The sequence below is a fragment of the Paenibacillus polysaccharolyticus genome (assembly GCF_900102085.1).
Taxonomy (GTDB): Bacteria; Bacillota; Bacilli; order Paenibacillales; family Paenibacillaceae; genus Paenibacillus; species Paenibacillus polysaccharolyticus.
The window spans coordinates 283,670-304,058 of the sequence record NZ_FMVM01000006.1 but is presented as its reverse complement, the minus strand read 5'-3'; the positions used below and the strand labels follow the sequence as shown (position 1 = coordinate 304,058).

Sequence of the window (20,389 nt, the reverse complement as noted above, 5' to 3'; positions counted from 1 at the left end):
GACAATGTAAAAGGGGGATTAACCTATGGCACGCGTGGAGTTTCGCCAAGTGCGCAAAGAGTTCAAAGACGACCATAAAGGAACGTTCACGGCGGTCGCCGGTTCGGACTTTGTAATAGAAGATAAGGAATTCGTCGTGTTTGTTGGGCCTTCGGGATGCGGTAAAACAACCTCACTGCGAATGATCGCAGGGCTTGAGAAACAGACCAGTGGGGACATCGTCATCGGGAATCGGATTGTGAATGATCTGCATCCCAAGGATCGGGATATCGCGATGGTCTTTCAGGATTATGCCTTGTATCCGCATATGACCATTCGGGAGAATCTGTCCTTCGGTCTGAAAAATCTGAAGAAACCCAAAGCCTATATTGATGGGCAAGTACAGAATGCTGCTTCAATCCTTGGCCTGGAAGCTATGCTGGAACGTAAGCCTCGCGAATTGTCCGGAGGACAGCGCCAGCGTGTCGCCGTGGGACGAGCGATTGTGCGTGATCCACAGGTTTTTCTGTTCGATGAGCCGCTCTCAAACCTCGATGCCAAGCTGCGTGTGCAGATGCGTGTAGAGCTTGGCGAGCTGCATAAAAGGCTGGGCGCGACGATTGTTTATGTTACACATGATCAGGTCGAGGCTATGACGCTTGGCGAGCGCATTGTAGTGATGAATCATGGGGATATTCAACAGGTCGCATCACCGAAAGAGCTCTATGCCAGTCCGCGCAATATGTTTGTCGCCGGTTTTATCGGCTCGCCTGCAATGAACTTCATTGATGCTCACATCGAAGGTACGCAAGTGAAGGTGGAGGGTACATCGTTCACGTTACCAGCTGATGTCCTAGAGCGCTTAAGCAACTACCAGGGCAAACGAGTCATCCTTGGCCTGCGTCCAGAGCATATTTTTGGTGATGATGTGGCACCCAATGTCTCGCAAGATCACATGCTTCAAGCACGTGTTCAGGTGGTGGAGCATCTGGGTTCGGAAAATTTGCTCTACTTCCGTCTCGGAAGCCGGACGGTGACAGCCAAGGTTCATCCTGAGACTCATGCTTATGTGGGTATGGATAAAACGTTTGTGCTAGATATGCGAAAAGCGCATTTTTTTGACCCGGAGACGGAGATGGCGATCGGACGGGAATAGAAGATCCGTCATGATGGAGAGCGTAATCAAACTCTTAACGAATAACGGCTTTCACAAATTACAGGGAGGAGAGCTTTTATGCGTAAACTGAGCGAAGTGGTGGTCAAGTCAGGGGTAGAGATCTACCGGGATATTATTCCGGTGGCGCTGTTCAGTGCGGGCAGCTCCGTGCTGCTCATTCCGATTCTCATGTTTGCGCCGATACCGGTGGCCGTGCTGCTACTTGCCATCATCTATATGCCGCTCTTGTTCGGTGTCTGTTACGCAGTGCATCATCGGCTGGAGCGGAAAGAGCGCCGAAACGCGCTGCGTGATATATGGGAAGGTACGTTGAGGGGGCTGCTTCCGGGCGGTGTGACGGGGCTGTTGTTTGCACTGCTCGGTTTCATCCTCTGGTCAACCTGGTGGTATTACGGAGGGATAGGCAACATGACGGGCATGGCAGTAGGCATGTTTCAGACGTTTTTTGTCATCTTGGCGTTCATCTCACAGTTCTACACTTGGCAGCTTATGTTGCAAAAAGGAATGGGCTTCCTGCTGGCGATGGGAGAGAGCGTGAAGTTGTTCTTCCGTTATCCGGGGTATACGATTGCGGCCTGCTTCCAAGTGGTGTGCCTTAGCGCACTGCTTATGCTGACAGTTGTGGGATTCGGGGCGTTGTTTGCAGGCATGTTTGCCGTCTATCAGCATAAGGCCACAAGTAATCTGATTGAACCTGAAGAGGAGCCTGCCTTATCCCGTGGTAATGATCATCAGCAAGCAGGTTGGGCCAGTGAGGGGCATGTGTCATGAGGGTGAAAACAGGAGCGGATGTGCTGGCTGAGGGAGCTGCACATCCCTGGTTAACTGGTGGCGCACGAATCGGTTTGGTGACGAATCCGACGGGCATCACAGCAGACTTTGTCTCTACGGTGGATGTATGTGCAGGCTTGGTGGATGCCAAGTTGACGGTTTTGTTTGCATGTGAGCATGGGCTGTCTGGAGAGCTGCAGGCAGGGATTCCTTTTCCAGACTCGGAACACTCCCGTTATGGCATTCCGGTATACAGCTTGTACGGTATACATAAAAAGCCGCAGCCTTACATGCTGGCTGATGTGGATACGGTTCTTTTTGATATTCAGGATGTGGGTGTAAGGTATTATACGTATGCTTCGACGTTAATTGAGATGATGGAGGCTTGTGGCGAGTCGGGAAAACGTCTATTAGTGCTGGATCGACCCAATCCGCTTGGCGGTATGGAGGTGGAGGGTGGTTTACTCCAGGCCGGGTTTGAATCCTTCGTAGGAGCCTGGGCTACATCCATTCGTACCGGGATGACGATGGGGGAACTGGCTTTGCTTGTCAACGCCGAGCATCATATGCCCTGTGAGTTAGACGTCATAGCGATGGAGGGTTGGCGGCGAAGCATGACTTTTACGGAGACGGGGCTGCCTTGGATGATGCCTTCGCCTAATATGCCAACGGTAGATACCGTGCGTTCTTATGCGGGAACGTGTCTATTGGAAGGTACGAATGTATCGGAAGGTCGAGGCACGACGAGGCCATTTGAATGGCTGGGTGCCCCGTGGATCGATGGCCAACAGCTAGCAGATGCGATGCAGTCTCATGGATTGGACGGGGTATATTTCCACCCGGTGTATATGACACCGGCCTTTTCCAAACATGCAGGAGAACGATGTGGAGGTGTAAGGCTCTTTGTCACAGAAGAAAAGGAATTCCGTTCCGTGGAGACAGGTTTGTTGCTTTTGCATGAGATAGCCGTTCAATACCCCGAACAGTTCAAGTGGCTTGAACCTCCGCGTAAGGGCTCCCGATATTTTATTGACTTACTTACTGGAGGGAGAGAGGTTCGCGAGATCATTGGAGACGGTAGTAGTTTATTTCGTTTAATGGCAGCTTGGCGTGAACAGGAGAAGATGTGGCAGGAACGCCGCAGACCCTATTTGCTATACGATGAATGACGGGCTTAATGGGCAGATAGGGATGAATGAAGAGTAGCGTGACAGACAGGGATGCTGCTCTTTGGCACGAGGGTCCTGAGGTTCATGGGAGGAGGAGACGTAATGCTAATGCGTAGCTTGAAGGACAGGGTGAAGCAAAGAATCGGACAGATGAGCTTAAGGGATAAGATCGGGCAGATGCTGTTATGCGGATTTCATGGAACAGAGCCGGAAGGCGGGATAGAGAAGCTGCTTGGAGATTACCCGATTGGCGGTATCGTTTATTTTGCAAGGAATGTGGTTTCGCCTGAGCAGGTAGAGCGGCTATCCGGCGGTTTGCAGAACATTGCGCAAGCAAGTGGCAATGTACCTCTCTGGATTGCTATTGACCAAGAAGGCGGCATGGTGGCTCGAATTACAGAGGGGATTGCACTTATGCCTGGACAGATGGCCATTGCTGCGGCCGGATCGGTGCAAGATGCTTATGCAGCGGCACGGATCAGTGGAGCGGAGCTACAATCGATGGGCATCAACATGAATTTTGCACCCGTACTCGACGTGAACAACAATGCGAGCAACCCGGTCATTGGCGTGCGATCCTTCGGGGAATCCGCGGAAAAGGTAGCTGACTTCGGTGCGGCATCCATTGCTGGATTTCAGCAAGCCGGTATAGCTGCAACCGCCAAACATTTTCCCGGCCATGGAGATACGGATACGGATTCCCATCTGGATCTTCCTGTGATTACACATGACAGAACAAGGGTGGATCAGGTAGAGCTTGTGCCATTTCGTGCAGCCATTGCAGAGGGTGTAGACGCAATGATGTCTGCTCACATTTATTTTCCGGCACTGGAGCCAGAACGTCTGCCGGTGACATTATCCCATTCTGTTTTGACCGGACTGCTGCGTAAGGAGCTTGGATATGAGGGTATGATCTTGACTGACTGTATGGAGATGAAGGCGATCGCTACTCACTACGGCACGGTCGATGCGGCAGTGATGGCGGTTGAAGCTGGAGCAGATATGGTACTGATCAGTCATACGGCACAGTTACAGGTGGAAGCTTTTGAAGCATTGATGAATGCGGTGAAAAGTGGACGTATCAGTGAGCGGCGGATTGATGAATCTGTTAAACGTCTGCTGACATATAAAATGAAGCGTGGGCTGATGAATGTGGAGATGGGGCTGGAGAGCGACACGGCAGTGGAGATGTCTGTCAGTATGAGCGGGATATCTGGTGTGGATGATATCTATGCGACCCCGGCGGTTGTTCACAATTCCATGAATGTAAATCAGCCAGTTGCAGTTCCGTTTCAACGTAATAGTCCACCGCATCAGGAGGTAGCTCAGCGAATCAGTGAGAAGAGCATTACATTAATTCGGGATGCACAGCATATGTTGCCGCTAAAACAAGAGCGAACACTTGTCATTACGGTTGCCGCAGAAGTGACAAGCATTGCGGATGAACAGTTGGATGGAGGGGCAACACTCGGAGCGGCTTTGTCAGCTCAAGGTTTGGAAGTAGTGGATATGAGGGTAGCAGCGGATGAAATTGCGCTATCCTCGGCTCGTTTGCTTCAAGCCGCAGAAGCGGTGGATGTTGGGCAGATCGTGATCGGCACTTATAATGCAGGCAGCCCTTCCGGTGACCCGCAATGCCGGTTGATCGGCTGGCTTCAGCAACTTGGCAAACCGCTGGCTGTAACCGCACTTCGCAGTCCGTACGACCTACAGAAGTTGCCGGATGTGCAGACTTATATCGCGGCATATGAGAGTCGGCCTCTTGCGATGAGTAGTGCAGCGAAAGCGATGATGGGACAGATCCCGTTCAAGGGCGAGCTTCCTGTCACGATTGAATAAATAGATGCAATTCTATATATGACGCAATCTAACGGGACTTGACGTAGCTGAAACTGAACTTTTAAGGATATGAGGGATGAGCTGGTGTCTCGTCACATATCCGGAATAACAAACGATGTATGAGAATAACAAAAGGGACGAGGCTGTTCATGCTTCGTCCCTTTGCGTGTTGCATACTCTTATTATTGTACATGCAGAAAGCATTATTAATGGGATAACCCGAACCGTAGCCGGTTCTAGTGACCACGCCTGATGATATTTGGTTTCATTTTCGTGGGTTCTAAAATCTAACGATCTCCAGAAACGTTATTTGGGTGATATTAGCCGGTTTTATATTCTAACGATCACAGGAAAGCTTATTTAGAGAAATAGATACGAAATTGGGCGTTGAGCATGTGTTTTTAGAGAAATAAGGTTACTGGTGATCGTTACAATTTCTGAAGGGTGATTATCGCTCAAATAAGCTCATCTGAGATCGTTAGAATAAACAAGGGGTGGGTGAAGACTGTGTAGCCAACCCAGACCTCACCCCAAACCGTAATCTTCATCTACCTAACTCTAACCCTAATCAACCCGCAACCCAATCTCAGCTACTCCCTGACCTCAACCTACTCTAGCCCCGAACCGCCAACACCAATCAGAGCACCAACCACTAACCAAAACGCAACAGGCACGCACCACAAGGCACAAACCACAAAATGCACAACACAAACCACAAACTTCTAACCCCGCTGAATTGGTGGCTTCGTGCGGCTACGTTATGATGCTTCAAGCGACCATCACAATTGCAAGGCTTTGGCCGTTCGTGTCTCTATATCACTTAGCAGTGTGGTCATATCCATGCCTGCATGATTACCGAGCAGGATAATGGTAATATCATCGGATAGATTGCGTGAAAATGCTGTGGAAAACCCACCGCCGCTTCCATTGTGGAAGACGGTGCGTTTTGTTCCGTTTTCCTTGAGAATCCAGGCATAGCCGTAATTTTTATTGGAATAGGGCTCATACATCGTTTCAATCGTTTCCTGATTTAAAATCTGGTCAGTATATAGTGCCCGATCCCATTTCAGCAGATCATCCACGGTAGAGTAGATCGTACCTGACCCGGATTGTGAAACATAGTAAGGTGCAGATGCCCATCCTTTTCCTTGCTGGACAAATCCACTGTTCGTATGCACTTTGCGCGATGCTTCTCCCGAATCTTGCATGCCGAGCGGCCCCAGAATGGTTTGTTGCACATAGTCTGCATAGCTCATGCCAGATACCTGCTCCACAACGTACGCAAGCAATACATAGCCGCTATTGCTGTACAGGTAAGCACTGCCGGGTTCGAACTTCAACGTTTTGTGGCGAATCTCTTCTACCGTTTTTTCAAGTGTATCCCCTTCCCCGCGACCGAAGGCCGACGGCAGACCCGACGTTTGGGACAGTAACATATGCAGGGTAATCTGATCTCCCTTCGGGATGCCAGAAATATAGGTGGAGATTGGATCTTGAACATCCAACTTGCCTGCTTCTGCGAGACTCAAAATGGAAGCCGCAGTGAATGACTTGCTCAAGGAGGCGATACGGGTCTTCTGGTCCGGACGATTCATGGTCTGTTCGTTAGCAAGACCATAGCCCTGTTTGAGCAAGACTTCGCCGTCTCGTGCAATCAGAGCCATCCCCGGGTAGTTGATCTCGCGCAGATAGGTGTCTACGCTAGCCACTTCAGGATTTAACACGCTGACCTGGTCAGTCGTTATACCAACATTCATCTGGCCTGAAAGCGTTCGCTGGACTTGAATATCAGCCTTCAAAGCATTCGCCAGAGTCCGGACAGGAATCATTAATGTGCCGTTAATGGTGCGTGAATTCACTGGAGAAGCCAGAGATACCTGGTTTACTTTAATGGATCTACTTCCGGCTTGATGCACCAGTGTGTCCCTTCCAACGGTGATTGTAGCTGTGTTGGTACGAGCATCCCACTTCAGATCCCCTTTAACAGATTGGACTACATCTCGTAAGGGAACGAACGTTGTACCTTTTAGAATAAGCGGAGCGTTGTTCCAGAATTGCGGCTCTCCGTTGACTTCAATATGCACGGCTTGTGTAGTCTGCGCTGCAGAAACCGTAGGGTTGTTAAACAGCCCGAATACCGGGCCTGCGCATAGAATGATTGCGAATAGAATACGAAGCATGGATGAATAACCACTGCTAGATACAGGTTGTCGCGTGTGAAACTTGCGTAAGATTTGAACCCTCTCCTTCCAAGTGTTTCTTAATAATCCATTATATAAATATTGTAAACGATCCCAACAAGGGGGTCAAAAAGAGAGTATATCTAAGTAATAGGATCAGATCATTAAAATTGCGATTATTTAGTATGGATACATAATGTTTCGCGGCGAACTTTCCGATAAAAAGAGTTGAACTTAATGATGGGAGATAGATAGATAATGAGAAAAGGGCTTCAAAAAAGACTTCAAAAAAAGCCTCAAACAGGGCATAAAGTGAAGGTGAGGTTTCAATCATGGTTTACGTTGACGGTAAAAAAACGGCTGATTGCCGCATTCCTTTTGTTCCTGATCGTTCCCAGTCTTAGTGTAGGGTGGCTTGCTTATCTTAAGGCAGCAGATCAGGTTAAAATGGAGATTACTCGTTCTGCACAGGCCAAAACGGAAATGCTTAGTCTGCAGATTGATCAGATGCTCAATATGGAGAAGGATAACGCTGCACAGATGGCCTCGGGTATTACATCCGAAGACATTATTAACAAGTCACCTGCGCTTCAAGCTCAGATGGATCGGATGTCCAAAAACCATAAAGAACTCGGGGTGCTTACGGCTGGAGCGGAGGATGGAAGTTGGATGAAATCCCCTGATCCCGGCAACCAGATCTATGATCCTCGTGAACGCACATGGTATAAGATGGCTCTATCACAATCTGAGCCAGTCATCTCGGATACTTTCCAGTCCGCAACGACTGGGGAATGGGTGGTGACAGCAGCGGCCAAGCTAGCAGACGGACAAGGTGTTTTTGGAGCCAATGTAAGCTTGAATCATTTGAAGGAGACAGTGGATCAGATCCATATCGGTAAAGCAGGGAAACTGTATATGCTGGATAATGGCGGGAAATTTTTATTCCATTACAAGATTGAATCCGGTACTCAGTCTGATCAAAGTTACATCAACGAGATGTATACGAAAGATCAGGGAACCGTGAAGTATACATATGATGGTCAACCGATGGAGGCTGTATTTTACACAAATACGGCAACGGGTTGGAAAATTGTCGGCGAGATGATTCCCTCCGAAGCGGCAGAGTCCGTGCAGCCTATTATGATCCGAGCAATCACTCTTGTCGGCGTAGCGGTTATGGTGGGGATTGTGCTGCTGATCTTTATTATCCGTAGCATTCACCGTCCATTGCAACAGTTAACCCAAGCGGCTTCTCAAGTAAGTGCAGGGGACCTGACGGTTCGTGTAGGCCTGCGGCGCAAGGATGAGTTCGGTCAGCTTGGAGAAAGCTTTGATACCATGACGAATTCACTGCGTCATGTCCTGGGCGAAGTACATGATACATCGAGTCAGCTGGCGGCATCATCGGAAGAGTTGATGGCAAGCTCTGAGCAGACCTCGAAAGCAACGGAGCAAGTAGCGGAGTTGATGCAAGATGCAGCTGCAGGAACAACGATGCAGAATGAAAGTCTTGCAGCGACAGAGCAACTTGTCGGTGAGATGTCACTTGGCGTGAAGGAGATTTCTGCAAGAGCCGGAGATGCAGAACGTATTGCCATTGAAGCATCCTCCAAATCGGAAGCGGGTATGGTCACGATGCAGCAGGCCGTGTCCCATATTCAGCAGGTGAATGATGAGAGCAAGGATATGGAGGCTGTCATCGAAGATCTGCGAGCGAAAAACGATGAAATTCTGGAGATTGTAGCGGAGATTACAGCCATCGCCAAGCAGACGAACATTCTGGCACTGAATGCTTCCATTGAGGCTTCGAGAGCAGGCGAGCATGGCCGGGGATTCGCTGTGGTTGCGAACGAAGTGAAATTGCTTGCGAACAGCTCAGGTGCTTCGGCAGAGCGAATCAATGAGCTTATGCGGGAGATGCATGAGAAGACTCATGCTGTTCAGTCTACCTTTGCCCGTACAGGTGAAGGTATGGTGAAAAGTTCGCATATGATTGCAGAGGCTGGAGAAGCTTTCCAGACGATTCGTGATGCGGTTCGAACCGTTGCGTCCCAGGCCGAAGAGGCAGCTACAGCTTCCCGTCAGATCGATCAAGGAATGGGACATGTGAACAAAGCTGTAAACGAAACGATGGTTCTCTCTAACCGGATTGCTGCGGGAACCGAGGATGGATCGGCGGCTGCTCAGGAGCAGCTTGCTACAATGGAGGAGGTTGCGGCATCTTCAGCGGCTTTGTCTCGCATGGCAGAGGATCTGCAGAGCATGATTGAACGATTCAAATTGTAACGAAGAGAGTATGAAAGTGGGTTTGAAGACTGTCGGAGTAATGAACCGGCAGTCTTTTTTTCTTTTTTGCAGGAGATTGGATTATGATTGAGATATCTAATCTATCTCGTTAGTTTGACAATAAACAAACATTATTATACTATATCTATAAATAAACAAACAAATAAATTAATTCAAATTAATTTAAATTAATTTGAATTAATTTCCCTTATGAATCAATACAGAATTAACTTGGAACTCCAAATAACTCACAAATCAAAATACATTAGATGATTGATAGAGAGGACGGCAAAGGATGAAAGCCTCGGATTCAAGATTGCAGACAGCATCTCTGGAAGAGATCAAACGCGGATATGTGGAGGAAGGAATGGCCTATTCCTGTATTTGTTGCGGTTTTACAACAGAACCGGGAATTGTTTACCCTGACGAAGGTGTGCTCTATGATGCGGTTCGTTACATGGGTGTTCATATTGAGAAGGTCCACGGTTCGGTATTTGAATATTTGCTGGAGCTGGATAAAAGTGTGACCGGATTGTCGGATGTACAGCGAGGTCTGCTGGCCCAGTTCTATGAAGGGAAAAAGGATGCAGAAGTGCAACAGGCTCTGGGCATCGGCAGTGCGTCTACCATTCGAAACCATCGATTCGTTTTGAAGGAAAAAGAGAGGCAGGCCAAAATATTTCTGGCGTTAATGGAACTGTTGAAAAATAAAGACCTGCATGCTCCTGCAACATGGGTGTCGCCGATTATGAAACAAGGTCATACGATTCATCAGCGTTCCTTTGAAATATCGGAAGAGGAACGGGAACGTGTGCTGCGCAGCTACTTTCCCGAAGGTATAAGCGGCCCAATGACTACGTTCCATATGCAGCAAAAGCATAAGTTTATCGTGCTCACAGAGATTGCCAAACGTTTTGAACCCCGGCGTCAGTACACCGAAAAACAAGTGAACACACTCTTGGAGAAGGTACATGCTGACTATGTTGAGATTCGGAGATATCTGGTGGATTACGGTCTGTTAGAGCGAAAGGAGGATGGAAGCCAGTACTGGCTGGGTAGTGCAGCAGAGGAACAAGGTAACGGTAGAGGGGACGGGAAACAGCCGAAAGGATCATCAGCCAAATTAACAGATAACTCAGCTGAATCCCTAACCATGGAACAGCAAGTTCCAGAAGAAAGAGCAGGTAAAGGAGAGAAGAGCATGAATCGACGCAAAGAGTTACAAGAGCAAGCCAAAGAAGTCAAAACAGAAGCAGGCGTTTATCAAATTCGGAATGAGCGAAACGGCAAAGTGTACATCGACAGCACGCCTAATCTGAAGACCATTAACGGACAGCAATTTATGCTGCAGATGGGGAGCCATCTGAATCGACGTTTACAGGCAGAGTGGAATGAATACGGTGAGAGTGCATTTACGATTGAGGTATTAGAAGTCATGAAAAAGGATGACAATCCCTACGCCGATCCGAAGGATGCGCTGGCCAAATGTTTAGAAAGCTGGTTTGAGAAGCTGGAGCCTTACGGAGATCGTGGATACCACGGGGAGCCAAAACCATCGAATTAGTAGGTAAATAGAGTTCACTTTCAGTATTGAACACTACGAACTTAACATTTTAATTTTGGAAAATAACTAGATTCTCCTGCTTCATGACCAGGTGATTAGCACCTAACGGGCAGATTAGCGTAACAGATGCAATCCAATAGGGCCTTCGTTAGTTCAATTTTCTAACACATCTTATTTTTGAATGGATAACGCCATTTCTTTTAACTTTTCATTTTCTACCACTTCTTTAGTTGTTCCGGTTTTGGCTAAATGTACAATAACCTGACCCAATTGTTCAGATGTTATAGCCCACTTCATTCGTTTTAGCAACGGATGCAAAGGTTTTAATACATTGGATAGGATACGATAAAGTGCTGTTTTTGAACGAACACCGTGCATGGGTAAGATAACTAATGGACGTAACATATATGCTCCTTTGAAAGGTAGGCGAAGTAACGCATTTTCCGTTTTTCCTTCTACACGGGCCCATAGTTCTGGTCCTTGCTCCGTACTATCTACTCCCATTCCCGTAATATAAATCATTTTCATATCGGGATTAAGTTTGACTAATTGAGAGGCTGCTTTTATCGTCAATTCATAGGTGATATGAATATAGTCAGCCTCTGACATACCAGCTGATCTAACACCAATTAAATAAAAACAAGCATCATATCCCGTTACTTTATCCTGAATTTGAGATAGATCCGAAATATCTGGTAACACTATTTCTTGATATTTCTCATGTTGGTTGGTTGTTGGTTTACGTACAATTGCTAATACATGTTCAACCTCTGGATCGCGTAAACTTTCTCTTAATGCTAACTGACCGATCATACCTGTTACACCATATATAATCACCTTCATTGCTACCATCCTTTCTTTGAAAAAACGGACTCTCTTTAGAAGAAATCACTGTGGATATTAAGAACTTCAACGTTCTTTCTATATTAACTTTCTTATCATTAGTTAAATGAATGATCGTTTAATTAAAAAACATAATAAATGCCATTATTGACTAATGGCATCCCAGCTCAGTGAAAATATGAGCTCAAATTCCTTTTCAATTGTAGTGTACATTCCTTCATAATATTCCTTTGCAAGCTGAACAATAGGGAAATAACAATATGAGATAATTAACTCCGCTTTCGCATTTTTTAAAGAGCCATTGCTAATCCCTCGTTCAAAATAACGGTACAAGTTTTCAAACATGGGAGCAGTATCAGCCATACATAACTTGTTCATAAATGGTGATGCTGTAAACTGTTCTAAGAAAAGAAACCAATCTTTGTTTTCCATCATGAATTCTAATGAGTTCTTCATGAAGATATAGCAGATTTCTTTAGTATCCAATTCTTCATGAATACCATGCAACATACTTCTGCTCAACTTTTCCTTTACATCCAGATACAGTTTGACTAGCAAGTCTTCTTTATTTTCGTAATAAGTATAAATAGTAGCAGGAGAAAGGTTAGCTCGCTTCGCTATTTTTGACATGGAGAGATCGGAGAATCCAACTTCATTAATCAACTGGATTGTAGAATCGAAAATAGCTTGGTTCTTTTTTTCATCTTTATGTCTCATGAATTTATATTAAATGAACGTTCGGTTATTGTCAACGGCAACGGTCAACGGTTTTTTGTGTGCTAAGTTTCTAATACATCTTATCTTTGAATCGATAACGCCATTTCTTTTATCTGTTCTTTCTCCAACACTTCTTTTGTTGTTCCTGTTTTGGCTAAATGTAAAATAACCTGACCTAATTGTTCAGATGTTATAACTGACTTCATTCGTTTTAACAACGGATTCAAAGGTTTTAATACATTGTATAGGATACGATGAAGTGTTACTTTTGAACGAACACCATGCATAGGTAAAATAACTAACGGGCGTAACATATACGCTCCTTTGAAAGGCAGGCGAAGTAACGCATTTTCCGTTTTTCCTTCTATGCGAGCCCACATTTTTTTTCCTTGCTCCGTACTATCTGCTCCCATTCCCGTAATATAAATCATTTTCATATCAGGATTGAGTCTGATTAATTGAGAGGCTACTTTTATTGTCATTTCATAGGTGATATGGATATAGTCAGCCTCCGACACATCAGCTGATGAAACACCAATTAAATAAAGGCATGCATCATATCCCATCACTTTCTCCTGAATTGAGGAGAGATCAGAAATATCCGGTAACACAATTTCTTGATATTTGACATGTTGGTTAGTTGTTGGTTTACGTACAATCGCTAATATTTGTTCCACCTCTGGATCGCGTAAACTTTCTCTTAATGCTGACTGACCCATCATACCCGTTACACCATATAAAATCACCTTCATTGCTGCCATCCTTTCTTTAAAAAGCTGACTCTCGTTAGAGGGAAATGCTTATTCCTAATTTTAATGTCCTCTACATATGCATAGATTTAAACGATGAGGAAGTCATTTTGGCTATTATGAACGTCGTTCTATATTCACTTCCAGACTATTAATTAAATGAATGTTTATTTAATTAACAGAAGAATAAATGCCATTATTGACTAATGGCATCCCCAGCTCAGTAGAATATGAGCTCAAATTCCTTTTAAATTGTAGTTTATTTACATTCACAAGATTAGCCGCTTAGCTATTTTTAACGTCATTATTCAACCGGATTGTGAAATCGAATTAGCTTGGTTCTTTTTTCATCTTTTATGTCTCACGAGCCTATATTAAATGAACGTTCAGTTATTGTCAACAACCAAAGAGGTGCTGAAGGACTTCGAATACAAAAGACGATCCCGATTCATGTAACCGATAGATGGATTAGGACCGTCTTTACGTAGATTTTGCGCTTCATTAAGTATCATAATACATGACTGGTTTTCTGGAAATGTAACGATCACCAGAAACCTTATTTCACTAAAACACATGATATCCGTCCATTTTCTCTCTATTTTTACTAAATAAGCTTCCCTGAGATCGTTAGAAAATTATCCAGCTAGATCAGGCGATGGAGGGCAGTCACTTCTGGGCGGAATATTGTGATTTAGCCTTTTTAATAAGTTAGTAAGCAAGCAAGTGGCAAGTAAGTAGTGAGTATGTATGACTATCCTAAATGAAGAAAATCCCTTTGCTGTAGAGTCGGCAAAGGGACTTTTTTAAGTTGATGTGCTCTAATATGCTCGCCAAATGGCGAAAGATTTGCGTTGGTTGCCCATTACAGCTTGAATTGCTCTACCAGCTTCTGCAGCTTATTAGCCAGATGCGCAAGAGAATCGGCAGAGGAGGAGATTTCCTGCATGGAGGCCACTTGCTCTTCCGTTGCAGCGGAGATATTCTCTGTGCCATCGGCATTGGTTTCCGAGATGGTATGAATGTGGTCGATAGACTGCACCACTTCTGCTGTGCTGGCAGACATCTCTTCTGATGCCGCTGCGATATTTTCAAGCTGCTGATTGACCACCCCAACGGCCTCGCTAATCTGCACAAATGCATCATCGGCAAATTGTACAGCTCGGATGCCGCTGTCTACATCTTTTTGTCCCAGACGAACATTCTCATTAGCCCTGGATATTTCTTGCTGAATGGATGCGACCATCTCCACGATCTTCTGACCGGATTCGCTGGACTGCTCCGCCAGTTTGCGGACTTCACTTGCTACAACGGAGAATCCGCGTCCATGCTCACCTGCACGGGCTGCTTCAATGGAAGCATTCAGCGCAAGCAGGTTGGTTTGGGCTGCGATATCCGTAATGACAGATACCATCTCACCGATGGAGCTGGAATGCTGATCCAGCCGTGTCGCAGTTTCTGCGATACCTTGCACAAAATGCTGGATGGAACCCATCTCCGATACAGCCGTTTTGATCGTCGAGTTCCCTTGTTGCGCGAGTTCGCTTGCTTGCATTGCAGCTTCGGATACTTGCTGTGTACTGTTGGTTACTTGTCCAACCCCTCCGGCAAGTTCATTCATCTGTTGTGCGGTATGTTTCAGGCTGTTTGCCTGCTTTTCAATGCCAGCTGCGGACTGTTCTGTAATGAGGGCCACTTGCTCCGTAGCTTTGGTTGTCTCGGACGAATTGATCGCAAGCTGTGCAGAAGATGTTGTAAGCTCGTCAGCTGTATTACGCACATCCTGAATGACGGTTCGTAGAGATGCACTCATTTTATTAAAGCTGTTACTGAGTTTGCCGAACTCATCCTGACCTTTCACAGCGACCTCAATGGTCAGATTTCCATCGCTGATTTCGTTGGAAGCTTTGACAAGGCGATTGAGCGGTTTCGTGATGGCTTGTACAATCCAGAAAATAATGATGGAGCTGATAACTACAGCAATCGCAATAACAACAAGGGTAGTGTACAGGATTGGACGAACGGTTTCCGTAACTTCGTCGTTATCGATAACACCGACAACTGTCCAGCCTGTCGTTTCATTGGTTACGAAGAAGGCATGTTCGTTTTTTCCGTTCAACGTATACTGCAGATCACCATTCTTTTGGTCAAAAATTTGTTTATAGGGTTCCATCGTGCCTTCGGTACCTGGTTTTTCGGTTGGATGCACGATGATTTTATTTGCATTATCGATAATATAGATATATCCTCTTTGCCCGATTTTCGTGGAATTTACCGTCTGGGAAAGAGCTTCAAGGGAAAGGCTGACCGAAACAACACCATGACCGTCACCGGTCGTCTGAGCGACCGAAGCAACCACGTTACCTGTATTGCTTGAGATGTAAGGTGTAATTACAGTTGGCACGTCTTTGTTCTCCGAAGCAGCTTTAAACCAAGGACGTTCACGGGGATCATATCCCGGCTTGTTAACGGCGGTGACCGGGGAGTTGATGTAGACACCTTTATCCGTTCCGACGGAGGCAAGTTCCACGTCATTGTGTGTATCTTTGTAAGCATCAAGTAAGGTACGAATGGTATCCGTTTCGTCCCCTTGAACCGGACCCACATTACCAGCATCCAACTGACTTGCCAGGAAGTCTACATTTTTACGTGTAGCCCCAATAATCTGGTCAATGGTCTGATTCAGTACACTTACGCTACTGTTGGCATTCTCAAACATTTTTTCTTCGACCTTGGTAGCCGCTGTCTGGAATGAAATGATGCCTAAACTGATTGTCGGGATCAGCAGCACGATAGCAAATGAAAGTATCAGTTTCTCTCTCATCTGTAACGTTCGTTTCCCCTTTGGCTGCTTCACTTTCTTCATAGTACATTCTCCCCCTGTCAACTCTCCCGAACTGACATAAAATATGGTATATTTCTAAGTTAATGCAAACCAATTCTGCATTCATTATTCCAAATCTCTGATTCAGAATGGTATGTATCGATATATATCGGCTGACAGTGATTAAAATTAGAGAGGAGTTGTACGAGAGTTGAATGAAAGTGCACCAAGATTATCTGCACATGAAAAAAGTGTGGAAATCCAGGATAAAGCAACATTTATGCAGGGGGTTCGAGATTGTGTGCCTACCCTGCTTGGATACTTAAGTATTGGCTTTGCAGCGGGGGTCATCGAGATGACTGCAGGTCTCAGTTTTGCCGAAACGGCATTGTTGAGCCTGATTTTGTATGCAGGTTCTGCCCAGTTCATCGCAGCAGGGATGCTGGCTTCCAACGGATCGGCGTTAGCAATCATCTTCACTATATTTTTTGTGAATCTGCGTCATCTGCTGCTTAGCGCAGCGGTATCTCCGTATTTCAGACATCTGACGCCACTTAAAAATATGTGGATCGGCTCACTGCTTACGGATGAGTCATTCGGTGTGGCGATGACACGTGCAATCGGTAGAAAAACGCTCAGTGAGCGCTGGATGCACGGTCTGAATATTACGGCGTACTTGAACTGGTTTATCGCGAACATGGCGGGAGCGTACTTTGGACGCTGGATCACGAACCCGGATCGGTTTGGACTGGACTATGCGTTGCCAGCGATGTTTATCGGTCTAATCGTGCTTCAGTTGGTACATCGCAAAAGCAAAAAAATACATATCAATGTAGCAATCATAGCGGTCGTGTGTGTTATCTTAGCAAGCATGGCTTCACTAGGTAGTCTGAGCATTATCATAGCGGCAGTGGTTGCAGCAACGATGGGAGTGTTTATGGAACGATGGAAGTAAGATGGGATGTATTCTGGATTATTATGGGCTCGGCACTACTCACGTTTATCCCCCGGGTATTGCCGCTTATGCTCTTCAGTAAAATACAGATTCCGGTGTGGCTGATGCGCTGGCTCGAATATGTGCCTGTTGCTGTCATGGCCTCACTCATTGGTCAGGAATTGTTTATGTCAGGCAATCGTCTTGTCCCCCTTACAGAAAATGCCGCCTTATGGGCAGCATTGCCGACAGTGGCTGTAGCCATCTGGACACGCAGTCTGCTCGGTACGGTGCTGGTTGGTATTGTATCCATGATGATATTACGTTACCTCATGGGGTAGGAAGGTAGGATCGTGATGAAAACGCTATTTTCTAATGAACCTAAAAGGGATAAGATGGAGAAAGCAGCATGAAATAGTCTGTTGTGCCATGGATATAGTAGAAGGATTTCATCAACTATTTTGAGCGAAAGGAACGATGTCTAAGATGAAACCAAGTCCATCGACGATTTTGTTTCAAGGGGATTCCATTACCGACGGAGGAAGATCACGGAATGAGGATCTGAATCATGTTCTCGGTCACGGGTACGCTTATTTGATCTCAAGCAGACTGGGCATGGAACTGGCGAGCAAGCAAAAAACGTTCTATAACCGAGGCATTAGCGGAAATCGGGCATCCGATCTGTACGCACGCTGGAATGAAGACACATATAGTCTGAAACCCGATCTGATCAGTATCCTGATTGGGGTTAACGATGCTTGGCGTTTTATGAATGATGAACCAAGAGGATATACAGATCGTTTTGCCCGGGCGTATCGTCACCTGCTGGAGGAAACACGGGAAGTTATACCGAATACCGGACTTGTACTGATGGAGCCTTTCATTCTGAAGACAGGGGCGACACTGGAGAAATGGGAGGGCTGGGAAACGCTTATGGCTGAATACCAGCAACAGGTTCGAGAAATGGCCGAGCACTTCGGGGCGGTGTGGGTCCCGCTACAGCAAACGTTCAATGCGGCATTGGAGCAAGCCGATGCTTCATACTGGTTATGGGATGGCGTTCATCCTACTGCGGCAGGTCATGAGCTAATTGCCCGTCAGTGGTTGTCTGTGGTGCAGCAATCTCCACTTGCTATTGTGTAGCTTATCTTAAATTCCATTAGTGAAGCGTGGTGAATCCTTTGCAAGGCTCTAATCACGAAATCGGAAACGAACATCATGAAATGCGTGTAAGATACGCTCTAGATGAATCTGAGGTACTCGACTGGCCAGACGAAGAGCAGATCCAGCAAGTGTTTCTTAACATTAACAATCGGAATCATGTTCAAGAGGGTGCAGGATTCAAGGCTGATGAACTTCGGGAAAAATTGTTCCGGCCCGAGTTGGCTGAGATGCTCACCGATTTACGAAGGTATGGAGAGCAAGCATTAAGAGAACCGCTACCTCTTCTGACATTCCAATTATTTCGACAGTTCGGCAGGGCGGGAGACCGCAAAGCATACGAGCAGGTTTACTTCGAAAGGCGCGGTAGATTAGCAGCCGTTGCCATGCTTGCTCTCGATGCTGGCACCCCTCATATGGTTCATGCTCTCGAAGAGATGTTGTGGGCGGTATGTGATGAATATACGTGGTGCCTTCCGGCACATCTGGGAACGGGAGAGGCGGAGCAGGTAGCAGGCAATATCGATCTCTTCGCCGCAGAGACGGTACATATGCTTGCAGAGATTGTGGCACTTCATCGTCATCATCTCGATGCTCTGGTTGTTGAACGGATACGTAAAGAGGCGGAGCGACGTATCTTTACGCCGTTATACAGGGAAAAGAGGGCATATCACTGGCAGATAGCCGATCACAACTGGTCTGCTGTCTGTGGGGGATGTTGCGGCATGGCTGCTCTGTTATTGCTGGAGGATCAGGCGATGCTGCTGGAGTCCACCAGGCAGACGATCGACTGTATGAAGGCGTTCTTGAGCGGGTATGGCGAGGACGGCGGCTGTGCTGAAGGGATTGGGTACTGGGTGTATGGCTTCGGTTACTTCGTTTATTATGCCGAGATGTTACTGGACTACACAGAGGGAGCGTTGGACTTGTTACAAGGTTCCAAAATAGCGGCGATAGCGGCATTTCCGCTACGAATCCATCTGTCGGGCGGTACATTTATCAATTATTCGGATAGCTCGGAGCATGAAGAGATACCTTCGGGGCTCCTGTCTCTGTTAGCTGTACGTTTCGGAATGGAAGTGGATTTGCCCTTGCGTATTCCCCGGCTGACAGAAGATCCTTGTCGTCGCTGGGCTCATCTGTTACGGAACGTGATGTGGAGCGATCCGGGGGTATATAAACGTATACATCGAGAAGCGGCTGAGCGGGCGAATGGAGGGTTTATTTTTCAACAGCTGGAATGGATGGTTGCTAAACATGCCCTTCATATGCCGCCGAATGTACAAGGAGAGACAAGCAAACCTTGTTCAGACTGGGAGTGGGTTCAGGTGGCATGTTCGTTTAAAGGCGGTCATAATGATGAACCCCACAATCATAATGATCTGGGACAAGTGATTATCCATTGCGGTGGCGAAAATATACTGTGTGACCCTGGAGCAGGGTTGTACACTCAGGCGTATTTTGCTCCAGGGCGCGAGCAGTTATTTCATATCTCATCTGCCGGGCATAACGTGCCCCTGATCGGAGGTTGCGAGCAACGTTCGGGTAGAAAGGCTGAAGCCGAGTTGCTGGAATTCAGGCTTGAGCCGGATGGAAGTGAAATGCAGGCCTTGTTCGACTTGACGCGTGCATATTCCGAAGCAACAACATTACACCGGTATACACGCCATCTGAGCTGGAAGGCCGGACAAGATTATGTTGGAATGAATAGGACTATGGAAGTTAAGGAAAGAGGCGGCAGTTGTTGTAGTACGGGGAATCCTTCTGATCCGGGTGTGCATGTAGATATGGCGACCTTGCGGATTATAGACAGATTCCAATGGAAGATGGACACAGAAGCGGATACTGCAAAGGCTTCGTTGAACGAGCCATATGTTGAATCACAAGTCGTTGAGCGCTGGATAAGCCGGGTAGGTCCGACAATGGAAAAGGAAGGCAGACTTCGGTGGCAGGCTTCGCAGGCTAATCTGTACATGAACTATGATGCTGTCCTGTGGCGGGTGCAGACAGAAGCTGTGCATACCGTGGATCATGATCAGGTCCCTGTTACATTTTATCGTACATCACTTGTTTGGAAAGGGAACGAAGTTACAGCGGCAAAGAGCGAGGATGAACGAGTTGAAGATGCCGAAACCGCCAACGATGCTCCGCTAGAGATTGTATGTCAGGTTGATTTTATGGTTGAACCCCATTAAGGAG

The 20,389-nt window shown here is 46.5% G+C and carries 15 protein-coding genes; 10 read left to right on the top strand and 5 right to left on the bottom strand.

All coding sequences use genetic code 11. The annotated features are described in order from the left end of the window. Positions 1 to 25: 25 nt before the first annotated feature. The 4 genes from BLQ13_RS10730 to nagZ all read left to right on the top strand — a co-directional run bounded on the left by BLQ13_RS10730 (position 26) and on the right by nagZ (position 4,935). On the top strand, positions 26 to 1,135 hold the full coding sequence (locus tag BLQ13_RS10730; RefSeq protein WP_090918981.1) for an ABC transporter ATP-binding protein: 1,110 nt from the start codon (positions 26 to 28) through the stop codon (positions 1,133 to 1,135). A 78-nt stretch (positions 1,136 to 1,213) separates the two neighbouring features. Continuing rightward, on the top strand, positions 1,214 to 1,927 hold the full coding sequence (locus BLQ13_RS10725) for a hypothetical protein (RefSeq protein ID WP_090918979.1): 714 nt from the start codon (positions 1,214 to 1,216) through the stop codon (positions 1,925 to 1,927). Further along, positions 1,924 to 3,096, top strand: coding sequence for an exo-beta-N-acetylmuramidase NamZ family protein (locus BLQ13_RS10720; protein WP_090918977.1), 1,173 nt, complete (start codon positions 1,924 to 1,926; stop codon positions 3,094 to 3,096). The genes BLQ13_RS10725 and BLQ13_RS10720 overlap by 4 nt, the downstream gene beginning before the upstream one ends. Positions 3,097 to 3,198: 102 nt before the next feature. Further along, positions 3,199 to 4,935, top strand: a complete 1,737-nt coding sequence (nagZ, locus tag BLQ13_RS10715) for a beta-N-acetylhexosaminidase (RefSeq protein WP_338060870.1) — start codon at positions 3,199 to 3,201, stop codon at positions 4,933 to 4,935. Between the two features lie 779 nt (positions 4,936 to 5,714). Here nagZ and BLQ13_RS10710 read toward each other — a convergent pair. Continuing rightward, positions 5,715 to 7,115: a serine hydrolase domain-containing protein gene (locus BLQ13_RS10710; RefSeq protein ID WP_090918975.1), complete on the bottom strand. Its 1,401-nt coding sequence runs from the start codon at positions 7,113 to 7,115 to the stop codon at positions 5,715 to 5,717. A 258-nt stretch (positions 7,116 to 7,373) separates the two neighbouring features. Here BLQ13_RS10710 and BLQ13_RS10705 point away from each other — a divergent pair, with 258 nt between their 5' ends. Both BLQ13_RS10705 and BLQ13_RS10700 read left to right on the top strand, forming a co-directional pair. Then, positions 7,374 to 9,401 (top strand): methyl-accepting chemotaxis protein, encoded by a 2,028-nt coding sequence (locus BLQ13_RS10705; protein WP_090918973.1) that lies wholly within the window; start codon positions 7,374 to 7,376, stop codon positions 9,399 to 9,401. Between the two features lie 295 nt (positions 9,402 to 9,696). Beyond that, positions 9,697 to 10,965, top strand: a complete 1,269-nt coding sequence (locus BLQ13_RS10700; protein ID WP_090918971.1) for a DUF2087 domain-containing protein — start codon at positions 9,697 to 9,699, stop codon at positions 10,963 to 10,965. Between the two features lie 171 nt (positions 10,966 to 11,136). Here BLQ13_RS10700 and BLQ13_RS10695 read toward each other — a convergent pair whose 3' ends face one another. The 4 genes from BLQ13_RS10695 to BLQ13_RS10680 all read right to left on the bottom strand — a co-directional run bounded on the left by BLQ13_RS10695 (position 11,137) and on the right by BLQ13_RS10680 (position 16,137). Next, complete coding sequence (locus tag BLQ13_RS10695; protein ID WP_090918969.1) at positions 11,137 to 11,808, bottom strand: NAD-dependent epimerase/dehydratase family protein; 672 nt, start codon at positions 11,806 to 11,808, stop codon at positions 11,137 to 11,139. A gap of 144 nt (positions 11,809 to 11,952) precedes the next feature. After that, the gene (locus tag BLQ13_RS10690; RefSeq protein WP_090918967.1) at positions 11,953 to 12,525 is read right to left on the bottom strand and encodes a TetR/AcrR family transcriptional regulator; all 573 of its coding nucleotides are present in this window, start codon (positions 12,523 to 12,525) and stop codon (positions 11,953 to 11,955) included. Positions 12,526 to 12,605: 80 nt separating this feature from the next. Further along, positions 12,606 to 13,277, bottom strand: coding sequence for an NAD-dependent epimerase/dehydratase family protein (locus BLQ13_RS10685; protein ID WP_090918964.1), 672 nt, complete (start codon positions 13,275 to 13,277; stop codon positions 12,606 to 12,608). 859 nt (positions 13,278 to 14,136) lie between these two features. After that, on the bottom strand, positions 14,137 to 16,137 hold the full coding sequence (locus BLQ13_RS10680; protein ID WP_090918962.1) for a methyl-accepting chemotaxis protein: 2,001 nt from the start codon (positions 16,135 to 16,137) through the stop codon (positions 14,137 to 14,139). Positions 16,138 to 16,375: 238 nt separating this feature from the next. Here BLQ13_RS10680 and BLQ13_RS10675 point away from each other — a divergent pair, with 238 nt between their 5' ends. From BLQ13_RS10675 to BLQ13_RS10660, 4 genes are all read left to right on the top strand, one after another. Continuing rightward, entirely contained in the window at positions 16,376 to 17,050 is a 675-nt protein-coding gene (locus BLQ13_RS10675; protein WP_090919048.1) for an AzlC family ABC transporter permease, read from the top strand. Beyond that, positions 17,041 to 17,370, top strand: a complete 330-nt coding sequence (locus BLQ13_RS10670; RefSeq protein WP_090918960.1) for an AzlD domain-containing protein — start codon at positions 17,041 to 17,043, stop codon at positions 17,368 to 17,370. Before BLQ13_RS10675 ends, BLQ13_RS10670 begins: the two co-directional genes overlap by 10 nt. 145 nt (positions 17,371 to 17,515) lie before the next feature. Further along, on the top strand, positions 17,516 to 18,172 hold the full coding sequence (locus BLQ13_RS10665) for an SGNH/GDSL hydrolase family protein (RefSeq protein ID WP_090918957.1): 657 nt from the start codon (positions 17,516 to 17,518) through the stop codon (positions 18,170 to 18,172). 80 nt (positions 18,173 to 18,252) lie between these two features. Further along, positions 18,253 to 20,385, top strand: a complete 2,133-nt coding sequence (locus BLQ13_RS10660; protein ID WP_139168877.1) for a heparinase II/III family protein — start codon at positions 18,253 to 18,255, stop codon at positions 20,383 to 20,385. Positions 20,386 to 20,389: the final 4 nt, after the last annotated feature.

Bases quoted from the DNA above. Each gene is read 5' to 3' on its own strand.
- BLQ13_RS10730 (WP_090918981.1), top strand. From the start codon at position 26: ATGGCACGCGTGGAGTTTCGCCAAGTGCGCAAAGAGTTCAAAGACGAC.
- BLQ13_RS10725 (WP_090918979.1), top strand. From the start codon at position 1,214: ATGCGTAAACTGAGCGAAGTGGTGGTCAAGTCAGGGGTAGAGATCTAC.
- BLQ13_RS10720 (WP_090918977.1), top strand. From the start codon at position 1,924: ATGAGGGTGAAAACAGGAGCGGATGTGCTGGCTGAGGGAGCTGCACAT.
- nagZ (WP_338060870.1), top strand. From the start codon at position 3,199: ATGCTAATGCGTAGCTTGAAGGACAGGGTGAAGCAAAGAATCGGACAG.
- BLQ13_RS10710 (WP_090918975.1), bottom strand. From the start codon at position 7,115: ATGCTTCGTATTCTATTCGCAATCATTCTATGCGCAGGCCCGGTATTC.
- BLQ13_RS10705 (WP_090918973.1), top strand. From the start codon at position 7,374: ATGAGAAAAGGGCTTCAAAAAAGACTTCAAAAAAAGCCTCAAACAGGG.
- BLQ13_RS10700 (WP_090918971.1), top strand. From the start codon at position 9,697: ATGAAAGCCTCGGATTCAAGATTGCAGACAGCATCTCTGGAAGAGATC.
- BLQ13_RS10695 (WP_090918969.1), bottom strand. From the start codon at position 11,808: ATGAAGGTGATTATATATGGTGTAACAGGTATGATCGGTCAGTTAGCA.
- BLQ13_RS10690 (WP_090918967.1), bottom strand. From the start codon at position 12,525: ATGAGACATAAAGATGAAAAAAAGAACCAAGCTATTTTCGATTCTACA.
- BLQ13_RS10685 (WP_090918964.1), bottom strand. From the start codon at position 13,277: ATGAAGGTGATTTTATATGGTGTAACGGGTATGATGGGTCAGTCAGCA.
- BLQ13_RS10680 (WP_090918962.1), bottom strand. From the start codon at position 16,137: ATGAAGAAAGTGAAGCAGCCAAAGGGGAAACGAACGTTACAGATGAGA.
- BLQ13_RS10675 (WP_090919048.1), top strand. From the start codon at position 16,376: ATGCAGGGGGTTCGAGATTGTGTGCCTACCCTGCTTGGATACTTAAGT.
- BLQ13_RS10670 (WP_090918960.1), top strand. From the start codon at position 17,041: ATGGAAGTAAGATGGGATGTATTCTGGATTATTATGGGCTCGGCACTA.
- BLQ13_RS10665 (WP_090918957.1), top strand. From the start codon at position 17,516: ATGAAACCAAGTCCATCGACGATTTTGTTTCAAGGGGATTCCATTACC.
- BLQ13_RS10660 (WP_139168877.1), top strand. From the start codon at position 18,253: ATGCGTGTAAGATACGCTCTAGATGAATCTGAGGTACTCGACTGGCCA.